The sequence below is a fragment of the Pannonibacter sp. CBAS1226 genome (genome assembly GCF_055685825.1).
Map to the genome: position 1 here is coordinate 12,617 of NZ_JBVOUO010000017.1, position 11,101 is coordinate 23,717.

The window sequence follows — 11,101 nt, forward strand, 5'->3', positions numbered from 1 at the left end:
CACGGGCCGGTCAAGCCTTGCCAGGCATGACCCTCAACCCCAGCCGGATCTGCTTTTCGATCTCCGCCAGCGCAAAGAAAACCACCCCGGCCCCGACAATCAGAAGCCCGTCCAGGAAAGGCACGGCCTCAGTCCCCAGCAGCATCTGCAAGGGTGGCAGATAGGTGACGGCGAATTGCGCGGCGGTGACCGCCAGAACCACCGTCCAAACCACCTTCGTCCCCTTCACCGCCGCCCATGTGAGGGAGGTGCCGTAGATGTTGCGGATGAAGAAGAGGTGGAAAATCTCGAGCACGACAACGGTGTTGACCGAGATGGTCTGCGCCAGTTCCAGTGAGTAGCCGCGCGCCAGCGCATAGTTGAACATACCGAAAACGGTTGCAACGAAAAGGCTGCCGACCAGCACGATGTGCCAGACCAGATCCCCCGTCAGCAGCGGCGCATCACGGCGGCGCGGCGGGCGCGCCATTGTGCCGGACTCCGAGGGTTCAAAGGCCAGCGCCAGCCCCAGCGTCACGCTGCTGACCAGATTGATCCACAGCACCTGCACGGCCGTGATCGGCAGGGCAAGGCCGAGAAACAGCGCCAGAATGATCGGCAGGGCCTGACCGGCATTGGTCGGCAGCGTCCAGCTGATCACCTTCTTCAGATTGTCCCACACCGTGCGCCCTTCGCGTACAGCGGCGGCGATAGAGGCGAAATTGTCGTCGGCAAGCACGAGATCGGCGGCTTCCTTGGCCGCTTCCGAGCCCTTCAGCCCCATGGCAATGCCCGCATCGGCACGCTTCAGGGCCGGGGCATCATTCACCCCGTCTCCCGTCATGGCCACGGAGAGGCCCCGCGCCTGCAGGGCCGCAACCAGCCGCAGCTTGTGCTCGGGGCTGGTGCGGGCGAAGACATCGCAATCCACCACTTCCATGGCAAGCTGAGGGTCATCCAGCCTGTCGAGATCCGCCCCGGTGAGCACCCGGTGCGGATTTTCAAGGCCGATCTGCCGGGCGATGGCCGCCGCCGTTCCGGCGTGGTCACCGGTGATCATCTTCACCCGGATTCCGGCCGTCCGGCATTCGGCCATGGCCTCGATCGCCTCCGGACGCGGCGGGTCGATCAGCCCGGCCAGGCCCAGGAACGTCAGACTTCCGTCAAGGCTGTTCCGGTCGATTTCCGGACCCGTCTCGTGCCGCATGGCAAGGGCCAGAACACGCAAGCCCCGTTTTGCCATGGCTTCGGCCCGGTCATGCCAATGCGGCAGGTCAATCCCGTGGCACATGCGCAGCACCCGCTCCGGCGCTCCCTTCACATGGGTGACGCGCTCGCCGCCGGCCTCCGCCAGGACCGCCATATAGCGGTGGCGGCTGTCGAACGGGATGACATCCAGCCGCTCGGCATTGATCTCGCCCGCAGCCTTGCCCGCCAGCGCAAGCAGCGCCCCTTCCATCGGATCGCCCTCGACGATCCAGTGCCCGGCCTTGCAGGCAAGAGCCGCATCGTTGCAAAGCGCGGCCGTCCGGGCGAGCTGCGAGAGATCTCCGCGCGGCTGGATCGCCCCGGAGGGGGCATAGCCGTCGCCTTCCACCTCGAACACACCGTCCGGTGTCTCGACGCTGACAACGGCCATCTCGTTGCGGGTCAGGGTTCCGGTCTTGTCGGTGCAGATCACCGAGACCGAGCCGATGGCCTCGATGGCCGGAAGGCGGCGGATGATGGCATGGCGCTGCGCCATGGCCCTGACACCGATGGCCAGCGTGATGGTGGTGACGGCCGGCAGGCCTTCCGGAATGGCGGCCACAGCCACGCCGACAACCGCCATGAACAGGGATGCAAAAGGATGGCCGCCGAGGAAATACCCCCAGGCCAGCAGGATCGCGGCGGCCAGAACGATCAGCAGCGAGAGCCAGCGGGCAAAGTGATCCATCTGCTCCACGAGCGGCGTCTTCAGGGTCTCCACGCCGGACAGAAGCCCGCCGATGCGGCCGATTTCCGTATGCGTACCCGTTGCCACCACGAGGCCGCGCCCGGAACCTTGCGTCACCAGCGTGCCGGACCAGAGCATGGACCGCCGGTCCCCCAGCGGAGCATTCTCCGCCACCGGGGCGGCGGTCTTGTCCGTGGGAACCGATTCGCCGGTCAGGATGGCTTCCTGCGCGCTCAGCCCATGGGCCTGCAGCAGCCGCAGATCCGCAGGCACCTTGTCCCCGGCCTCCAGCAGCACGACATCGCCCGGCACCAGCGTCGTGCCATCCACCGAAACGCGCTGCCCGCCGCGCAGGACAGCCGCCCGCGGCGCCAGCATGCTGCGGATGGCGGCCATCGCCGCCTCCGCCTTGCCTTCCTGCAGGAAGCCGATCATGGCATTGCCCGCCACCACCGCCAGAATGACGGCGGTGTCGACCCAGTGCTGCAGCAGGGCCGTCACCACAGCCGCCCCCAGCAGCACATAGATCAGCACATTGCGGAACTGGGAGAGGAAACGGACAAGCGCGCTGCGCCCGGCAGCTTCCGGCAGGCGGTTGGGGCCGTGGGTTTCCAGGCGGCTGGCCGCCTCTTCCGGGGACAGCCCCCCGGGGCCTGCGGACAATTGATCAAGGCAGGCCTGTGCGGTCTGGCTGTGCGGAGAGGTCAGGGTCATGCAGTCTCTGGCTCCTTCGTCATCAGATGTCAGAGGGCCTTGCCCCCATGCGATTCTCTTTTCAGATCCTTTCTCAGGCCGTGGCGCGGCCTTCCGAGGCAATTTCAGGGATCTCGGTCCGCTCCTCCTCCTCGGCACCGCACAGCAGCTCTGCCGCCCGGTCCGCCGCATCCTGGAACGGCTCCAGCACCAGATTGACGCCCGAACCGGACAGGACGCCCGTATCATGGGCGGTGTGGGAGGCCGCCGCGATGCGCCCGGTAAAGCCAGCCGCCCGCGTCAGCTGGATCAATGTCCGGCGGGCATCCTCATGGCTGATCCCGGCCGGGTGGATCGGCACCGTGGAGACAATCCAGACAGCCTCACGCAATGGCAGTTCGGCGACGAATTCCGGATCGGTCGCATCCCCGAACTCGGCGGCAAGGCCAAGTTCCTTCCAGCGCTGCACGGCCTGCGGATTGAAATCGATGCCCAGCACCCGGATGCCCCGCCGCTGCAGCCGCATGCCGATGGCCGTGCCGAAGCGCCCGAGGCCGAAGAGAATGATCTGGAACCGCCCCTTGGGCAGAGCCGCCGTCTCCCCTGCCTCCCGGTGGGCATTGCGCCGCTCGAACAGGCCGAGCCAGGGCTCGCACAGGGCATAGAGCTGATGGGAATAGGTGATCATGTAGGTCGAGGCGGCGATGGTGACGAGGCCAACCATGGTCACCAGCCCCAGCGCCTCGTCCGGCACATGGCCCAGCGTCACGCCCATGGCGATGAAGATCAGCGAGAATTCGCTGATCTGCGCCACCGTCAGGCCGGCCAGAAAGCCGGTGCGCTTGCGGTAGCCGAGTGCCCCCATGATCGCCAGAACGATCAGCGGATTGCCGATGAGCACGAACAGGGAGAACACCACGGCCCCGGTCACATGACTGCCCAGCTGCGACAGATCCAGCGTGGCACCGAGCGCAATGAAGAAGAAGAGCAGCAGGAAATCGCGCAGCGGCCCGAGCCGGGCTGCAATGGTTTCCCGGTAGGCGGTGGAGGCCAGCGCCACACCGGCCAGCAGGCCGCCCACTTCCTTGCCAAGGCCGATCTGATCACCGATGGCTGCAAACATCGCCGCCAGCGCAAGCGCGAAGATCACCAGCAGCTCCGGCACCCGGGCCAGCCATGCGGTGAGCGGATTGGCAAGATAACGCACGAACAATGCCACCGCTGCCACCATGGCAAGCCCCGCACCCATGATGGTGACGATGGAGCCATCCCCATGCCCACCCTCTCCGGCAGCACCGATGCCGATGGCCGACAGCACGATCATGGCAAAGACCACGAACAGATCCTGCACGATAAGGAAACCAAGGGCAATCTGGCCATGCAACGCATCGATCTCGCGCTTGTCGGACAGCAGCTTGACGATGATGATGGTGGAGGAGAACGTCAGGGCCACCGCCACATAGAGGCTGGTGACATGGCCAAGGCCCAGCGCAAGGCCGATCAGATAGCCGAAGAAGGCGGTGAAGAGCACCTGCCCCAGGCCGGTCATGACCGAAACAAGGCCAAGGGACCGGACCAGCTTCACATCCAGCTTGATGCCGACGAGGAACAGCAGAACCGCAATGCCGAGTTCGGACAGCAGCTTGATCTGCTCCCCGGAGTGAACGACATCCAGTGCCGATGGCCCGGCGACCAGCCCGACAGCAATGAAGCTGACGATAAGCGGCTGGCGCAGCAGCGTGCCGGCAAGGCCGACGGCGGCAGCCAGCACAAGAAGCAGCGAGACTTCGGTGAAAACACTCATTCGCTTTGCCCCTCCGCATGCGGCGTTTCAGACGGTCCGCAGGTCCTTGGCACGGTTTCATGGCGGCGCAGGAACTCGGCCAGATCCGTATCCGCGATCCGCCAGCCCTTGCCGATATCGATGGCCCTGAGTTCTCCGGCCTTGATCCAGTGCCGGACCGTGGCTTCGGCAATCTTCAGGCGGTCAGCGACCTCCCGGACGGTCTGATAGGTTTCGCAAGGCATCCTGACTGTCCCTGACTTCAGTTCGGTGAAGCATAGCGGCGTTTGACATCGTTTGATTGAGATGGATCAATTCAGAAGCTGCCAATGCGTGCTCGTATGATGGAAAGACGACCTGAACAGCCAAGGGAGACAGCCCGTGCTTCAGCGGATCATGCTGGCGACAGATTTTTCCGAACGGTCCGACCGGGCGCTGCGCCGCGCCGTGCTGCTGGCCCGGGCCCATGGCGCGGCTCTGGATCTGGTCCACGTGGTTGATGACGACCGGCCGCGGCGGATCGTGGACCGGGAATTGTCCGACACGCGCAGTCTTCTCATGGACCTTGCCCAGTCCCTGCGGGCGGCCGATGGCATCGCCTGCACGGTCGATACGGTTCTGGCTGATCCGTTTTCCGGCATCGTGCAGGCAGCGGAACAGCGGCGGCCGGACCTGCTGGTGCTCGGCCCTCACCGCCGGCAGGTCCTGCGTGATGCTTTCGCCGGCACCACGGCAGAACGCACGATCCGCACCACAAATTGCCCGGTTCTGATGGTCAACGGCCCTCCGGCCGCCCCCTGGCGCCATGCGCTGCTGACCACGGATCTGACGGACCAGTCCCGCGCAGCGCTTTCCCGCTTTGTCTCACTTGGCCTCACCGCAACACCGGCCAGCGTGCTGCATGTGTTTGATGTGCCGGCCCTCCGGCTGACCATGTCCGGCACGCTGCACAAGGAAGACCGGGATCTCTACCTGTCGGATCAGGCAAGCGCCGCCCGCAGCCGCCTTGCCGCCTTCGTCCAGGGGATCAGCGGCCTGCAGGCCGGGCTGATGGTCCGGCACGATGAAACCACCCAGGCGCATGAAATCCTGCAGGCGGCAGACGAGGCGGGGGCTGATCTCATTGTCATGGCCAACCACGGCAAGGGCATGCTGGCACGGATGATCCTTGGCAGCGTCACGGCCAAGGTGCTGCAATCCGCCCCGGTGGACGTCCTCGTCTTCCCCGCCAGCCCGGACTGACACCGTTTCCCGATGGGCCTGTCTCATCGGGAAACGGTATGGCCCATCAAGAGTTGGTCAAGCCCGTGCGGCGCCTGAGCCATTTCAAGGTGTGATGCGTCAGCATCTAAAGCCTTGGCATAAGGCCGCCCTCTTCAAACTCCTGATAGGTCTGCGGGCTGGTGAGGACGGCCCAGACATAGGGCACGATCTGGTCCCGCACGGCCTGAAGGTCAAACATGCCGATTTCGGAAATCTTGTCAGGCTCGCAGATCTGCAAGGCATCGGGCATGTGCTCCGCCTTGAAGAAATAATCGATATAGATCCGGTCCGGCAGGCGGCGGTGCAGCACCTTGGCAAAGGACACATCGCCGGGCGCAAGCCTCACGCCGATTTCCTCCGCGGCCTCACGCAGCAGGGCTTCCAGCGGGGTCTCGGGCGGCTCCACGTGACCCGCCACAAGGCTCAGGAAGCCGGGATAATAAGCACTGCCCGCACGCCGGATCATCAGGTGCCTGCCGTCTTTCTCATGGATGAGATGGGTGGAAACCTGTGTCTTCATCGGGCCTGCCTTCCCTGTCCGCAGACGCTGCTTGTAGCGCAGCATCAGCCGGGCGGCGAGCCTTTCCAGACCGGTCCACAGAGCGTGAAGCGCCGCCGTGAAACGTCAGGGTTTCAACCAAGGTGATCGGGAAGCCGCCAGGCGGCAGGATGGTTTGCCGGACGTCCGGGACCTGCCCGGCAGGCCTGTTCCGGCTGACCTGCATTGGGGGCAGAAGGAGGACACAATGGCACAGATGATGAAGGCAGCGATCTTCGCCGGACCCAACCGCATCGTTCTTGATGAAAAGCCGGTGCCGGATGTGGGGCCGCTGGACGCGCTGATCCGCATCACCACCACGACGATCTGCGGCACGGACGTGCATATTCTCAAGGGTGAATACCCGGTGGAACGGGGGCTGACCATCGGGCATGAGCCGGTCGGCATCATCGAGAAGCTAGGCTCCGCCGTGAAGGGCTACCAGGAAGGACAGCGGGTGATTGCCGGCGCGATCACCCCCAGCGGCCACAGCGCGGCCTGCCTGTGCGGCTGCATGTCCCAGGATGGCGCCGGCACGAAACATGGCTTCAAGGCCATGGGCGGCTGGCGCTTCGGCAACACGATTGATGGCGCTCAGGCCGAATATCTGCTGGTCCCCGACGCGATGGTCAATCTGGCGCCCATCCCCGACGGGTTGACGGACGAGCAGGTTCTGATGTGCCCGGACATCATGTCCACCGGCTTCTCCGGGGCGGAAAGCGGCGCCATCAAGATCGGCGACACGGTGGCGGTGTTTGCGCAAGGCCCCATCGGCCTGTGCGCCACGGCGGGTGCGCGGCTGATGGGCGCAACGACCATCATCGGGGTGGAATCCGTCCCTGCCCGCATGGAAATCTCCCGCCGCATGGGCGCGGACCACATCGTCGACTTCAGCAAGGGCGATCCGGTGGACGAAATCATGCGGCTGACGGATGGGCGCGGCGTGGATGTTGCCATCGAGGCCCTCGGCCGGCAGGAGACCTTTGAAGCCGCGCTGCGGGTGCTGCGCCCCGGCGGGACCCTCTCCTCGCTCGGCGTCTATTCCAGCGACCTCACCATCCCGCTCGGCCCCTTCCTCGCCGGACTTGGAGATCACAAGCTGGTCACATCCCTGTGCCCCGGCGGCAAGGAGCGCATGCGCCGGCTGATGGATGTCATTGCCTCCGGCCGCCTCGACACCAGCTCACTAGTGACGCACCGGTTCAAGCTGGATGACATTGAAGCGGCCTATGACCTCTTCGCCAATCAGCGCGACGGCGTTCTGAAAATCGCCATCACGCCCTGAAAATCGCCATTACGGCGCTATGGCGCATAAAGAAGAAGCGGCGCCATCGGATGGATGGCGCCGCTTCATTTCATTCACATGGTTCGCTGGCACATGCCCCGCCGGCCGGATCAGTCCGAGCCGCGGGCGAGCATGCCCGGCGTGACGAAGCGCTTCTGATAGGCAAGCAGCGCCACACCGATGGCAAGGCCGGCGAGATCGGAGATCAGGCCGCCCTGGATCATGCACAGGGCGCCGATCAGCAGCACCACGCGCAGGACAGAGGCGAGTTTGCCGAAGTACCAGCCCTGCACCGCCGCCGCGAGCATGTAGATGCCGATGCTGGCCGTGACGAAGACATGCAGGACTTCCATCCAGGTGCCCTGCATCAGCAGGGCCTGCGAATAGAAGAACATGAAGGGCACGACGAAAGCGGCAAGACCGATCTTGAAGCTTTCGACCGACGTCTTCATCGGATCCGACCCCGACAAGGCCGCCCCCGCATAGGCGGCAAGCGCCACCGGCGGTGTGATGGCGGACATGACCGCGAAGTAGAACACGAAGAAATGCGCCGTCAGCACCGGGATGCCGAGATTGACGAGGCCCGGAGCCACGACAGCGGCGGCGACCGCATAGGCAGCCGTCGTCGGCATGCCCATGCCCAGCACGATGGAAATGCACATGGCAAAGAACAGCGCCAGAAGCTGGTTCTGTTCGGCAATGCCAAGCAGCAGGCTGGAGAAGCGGGCGCCGACACCGGTGAGCGCGATCACGCCGACGATGATACCGGCGCAGGCACACACCGCCACCAGCTGGATCGACATGCGCGCCGCCAGATCAAAGGCCTTGGCGAGAAGGCGCGGCCCCATCCGGTGCGGCGTCAGCCAGCTGACAACGGCTGCGGCCATCATCGACACCGTACCGGCACGGATCACCGAATAGCCGGCAAACAGCGTGTAGATCAGCATGATGATCGGGATGAAGAGATAGACCTGCTTCAGCAGTTCCTTGAAGACCGGCAGCTCTTCCTTGGGAAGGCCCTTCATGCCCATCTTCGTCGCCTGAAGATCGACCATGAAGTAAACCGAAGCGAAATAGAGCACCGAGGGGATGATCGCCGCAATGACGATATCCGTGTAGGGGATGCCCGTCACTTCGGCCATGATGAAGGCGCCGGCGCCCATGATCGGCGGCATGATCTGTCCGCCGGAAGAGGCAGCCGCTTCCACGGCAGCCGAGGTCTTGGCCGGATAGCCGACCTTCTTCATCAGCGGGATGGTGAGTGAGCCGGTCGACACCACGTTGCCGGCCGATGTGCCGTTGATCATGCCCATCAGGCCCGAGGCCAGAACCGCCACCTTGGCCGGTCCGCCGCGGGCGCGGCCTGCCGCTGCAAAGGCGAAGTTGACGAAATAGTCGCCCACTTTGGAGGCCTGCAGGAAGGCGGCGAAGGTGATGAACAGGATGATGTAGGTGGAGGACACCGCCACCGGATCGCTCAGGATGCCCTGATCGGTGAAGATGTAGGTGAAGAAACGCCGTGCCTCATATCCGCGGTGGTTGAGGAAACCGGGCAGATAGGGGCCTGCGAAGGAATAGAGGATGAAGATCGAGGCAATCGCCACCAGGGCAAGGCCCGCCACGCGCCGTGTCACTTCCAGAATGAGAATGACGCCGACGAGAGCTGCATAATAATCCGCAGGCTGCGCCATGGCCGTTCCGGCGCGCAGGCGGATCGGCCCGACGTTGAAGAGGATGTAGCCCAGAACCGCGATGGACGCGATGCCGAGGGCATAATCCGCCCAGCCGATGCGGGCACGGTCCCGGTTCGGCAGGAACCAGGCCCCGGCCAGAGCCGCAAGCGTACCAACCAGAAGCGGCAGACCGAAGTTAGCGAAAACGAACGCCGGCGGACGCGGAATGCCGGCAAGCCAGTAGCCGCCCCAGGCATAGGCCACCATGGCAAAGCCATAACCGATGCCGCCGACACCCACGGCCATGAACAGCCAGTCGAGCGGATTGCGGCGCGCACCGGCGGGCGCCGTATGCGGCAGCTGCACGGCGGAATAGATCAGGAACCCGAGCAGCAGCCCGCCGCAGACGTGGATCAGGCGGTAGGTCCAGGTCTCCAGCGGGTAGAGGTTCATGACCCCGATGTGAAAGGCCGTATAGGCAATGCAGAGAACCGTGATTGTCAGGTTGATCCAGCTGCCATGCAGGCGCTGGTTGCTGGCAACCGGTTCTTCATCGACATTCTGGGCCAGAATCGGCCCGCTGCCCTTGGGCGCTGAGGCGTTGTCAGCTTGTGTCATGGTGTTCGTCCCGAATGGATACCGGATCATTCACGAAGAATGGCGGCAGCCGGCAGCTGCCGCCCTCCGGAGTTTGGCCACCCGGCACGAGGGCCGGGGGCTCATCTCAGGGCTTGATGCGTCAGCATCTATAGCCTTGGTCTTACTGACCCTTCAGGGCATCGGGAATGGTGATGCCCTTTTCTTCATAGTAGCGCACGGCTCCCGGATGGAACGGCAGGAACGAGTTCTTGTCGATGTTCTCTGCGATCGTCTCGGCAGCGGTGGCGTGGATCTGCACCATGCGGTCGTTGTTTTCCATCACCAGCTTGGTGATTTCATAGGCCAGCGTTTCCGGCATTTCGGCATTGGCAACGGCGAAGTTCCACAGGCTGACGGTGCCCTGCGGGTCCGGGAAGCCCTGATAGAGGCCACCGGGGACTTCGAAGGCAGCCAGTTCCGGCATGGCTTCGAGGATCTTCGTCTGCTCGTCTTCACTGAAGCCGAAGATGTTGACCGGGTTTTCAGCTGCAATCTGGGCGAAGGCGGAGATCGGAACGCCGGCTGCGAAAGCGAAGGCGTCGATCAGGCCGTCCTTGACCTGGCTGGTCGCATCATTGGCGCCGGAATAGGAAATCACCGGCTTCACGCCGACGGTTTCAAAGTAGCGGGGCCAGTAGGTTGCGGCCGTACCGCCAGCCGGACCGACCGACACGCGCTTGCCGTCAAGATCAGCCACCTTCGTGATGCCCGACGACTTCAGCGCAACAACCTGGAACGGCGTCTGATACATCGGGAACAGGGCGCGCAGGCTCTTGTGCTCGACACCCGGTGCCAGTTCGCTTTCACCCATCCAGGCCTGATAGGCCGGGCCCATGGTGACGAGGCCCATCAGATGGTCGCCCGTTTCCACCAGCGTGGCGTTCTGCACCGGTCCGCCGGTCACTTCAGCCGAAGAATTGACGCCAAGCTTCTCGGTGATCAGGCCGGCAAGGCCCGTGCCGTAGATGAAATAAGTGCCACCCTGGCTTGCCGTTCCAATGGTCATGCTGCCGGGCCAGCCGGTCTTGTCCTGAGCAACGGCCGGGGCAGCAACGCAAAGCGCCATGGCACCAGCCATGGCAATCATCAGCTTCTTCATGGAATCCTCCCAACGGTCTTCCGGTATGGTCCGCCCGGCGCCTCCTCTGGGCCGGACTTGACCGGACCTAAGCGCCTGCCGGGACGCATGGCAACGCCGGGAGGTCCTCCAGACGGCTGGATTCTTTCATTTTCCGTTAAGGGATGGGAGGAATCCGTAACATTGCCCAGTTCGCATGTGTGGAATTCCACACATGCGCAGGTCATCCGGCCC

The 11,101-nt window shown here is 64.2% G+C and carries 8 protein-coding genes; 2 read left to right on the forward strand and 6 right to left on the reverse strand.

Going from position 1 to position 11,101, the window contains the following annotated elements:
* Positions 1–10 precede the first annotated feature (10 nt).
* The 3 genes from AC0CMF_RS24085 to AC0CMF_RS24095 all read right to left on the reverse strand — a co-directional run bounded on the left by AC0CMF_RS24085 (position 11) and on the right by AC0CMF_RS24095 (position 4,636).
* Entirely contained in the window at positions 11–2,629 is a 2,619-nt protein-coding gene (locus AC0CMF_RS24085) for a cation-transporting P-type ATPase (protein ID WP_472482500.1), read from the reverse strand.
* 73 nt (positions 2,630–2,702) lie between these two features.
* A complete protein-coding gene (locus AC0CMF_RS24090) occupies positions 2,703–4,412 on the reverse strand; it encodes a cation:proton antiporter (protein ID WP_050473852.1) in 1,710 nt (569 codons plus the stop codon).
* The gene (locus AC0CMF_RS24095; protein WP_374629068.1) at positions 4,409–4,636 is read right to left on the reverse strand and encodes a helix-turn-helix domain-containing protein; all 228 of its coding nucleotides are present in this window, start codon (positions 4,634–4,636) and stop codon (positions 4,409–4,411) included. The genes AC0CMF_RS24090 and AC0CMF_RS24095 overlap by 4 nt, the downstream gene beginning before the upstream one ends.
* Positions 4,637–4,772: 136 nt before the next feature.
* Here AC0CMF_RS24095 and AC0CMF_RS24100 point away from each other — a divergent pair, with 136 nt between their 5' ends.
* Complete coding sequence (locus tag AC0CMF_RS24100) at positions 4,773–5,633, forward strand: universal stress protein (protein ID WP_208982725.1); 861 nt, start codon at positions 4,773–4,775, stop codon at positions 5,631–5,633.
* Between the two features lie 106 nt (positions 5,634–5,739).
* Here the strand turns inward: AC0CMF_RS24100 and AC0CMF_RS24105 are convergent, their stop codons facing one another.
* On the reverse strand, positions 5,740–6,174 hold the full coding sequence (locus AC0CMF_RS24105; RefSeq protein ID WP_374629067.1) for an NUDIX domain-containing protein: 435 nt from the start codon (positions 6,172–6,174) through the stop codon (positions 5,740–5,742).
* A gap of 226 nt (positions 6,175–6,400) precedes the next feature.
* Here AC0CMF_RS24105 and AC0CMF_RS24110 point away from each other — a divergent pair, with 226 nt between their 5' ends.
* Complete coding sequence (locus tag AC0CMF_RS24110; RefSeq protein WP_050473849.1) at positions 6,401–7,477, forward strand: NAD(P)-dependent alcohol dehydrogenase; 1,077 nt, start codon at positions 6,401–6,403, stop codon at positions 7,475–7,477.
* Positions 7,478–7,587: 110 nt separating this feature from the next.
* On the opposite strand, the gene AC0CMF_RS24115 is transcribed toward AC0CMF_RS24110, so the two are convergent.
* Entirely contained in the window at positions 7,588–9,768 is a 2,181-nt protein-coding gene (locus AC0CMF_RS24115; protein WP_050473848.1) for a TRAP transporter permease, read from the reverse strand.
* Between the two features lie 142 nt (positions 9,769–9,910).
* Positions 9,911–10,888: a TAXI family TRAP transporter solute-binding subunit gene (locus tag AC0CMF_RS24120; RefSeq protein WP_050473847.1), complete on the reverse strand. Its 978-nt coding sequence runs from the start codon at positions 10,886–10,888 to the stop codon at positions 9,911–9,913.
* Positions 10,889–11,101 lie beyond the last annotated feature (213 nt).

Coding starts and splice junctions, on each gene's coding strand:
- AC0CMF_RS24090 (WP_050473852.1), bottom strand. CDS start 4,412: ATGAGTGTTTTCACCGAAGTCTCGCTGCTTCTTGTGCTGGCTGCCGCC.
- AC0CMF_RS24110 (WP_050473849.1), top strand. CDS start 6,401: ATGGCACAGATGATGAAGGCAGCGATCTTCGCCGGACCCAACCGCATC.
- AC0CMF_RS24105 (WP_374629067.1), bottom strand. CDS start 6,174: ATGAAGACACAGGTTTCCACCCATCTCATCCATGAGAAAGACGGCAGG.
- AC0CMF_RS24120 (WP_050473847.1), bottom strand. CDS start 10,888: ATGAAGAAGCTGATGATTGCCATGGCTGGTGCCATGGCGCTTTGCGTT.
- AC0CMF_RS24095 (WP_374629068.1), bottom strand. CDS start 4,636: ATGCCTTGCGAAACCTATCAGACCGTCCGGGAGGTCGCTGACCGCCTG.
- AC0CMF_RS24115 (WP_050473848.1), bottom strand. CDS start 9,768: ATGACACAAGCTGACAACGCCTCAGCGCCCAAGGGCAGCGGGCCGATT.
- AC0CMF_RS24085 (WP_472482500.1), bottom strand. CDS start 2,629: ATGACCCTGACCTCTCCGCACAGCCAGACCGCACAGGCCTGCCTTGAT.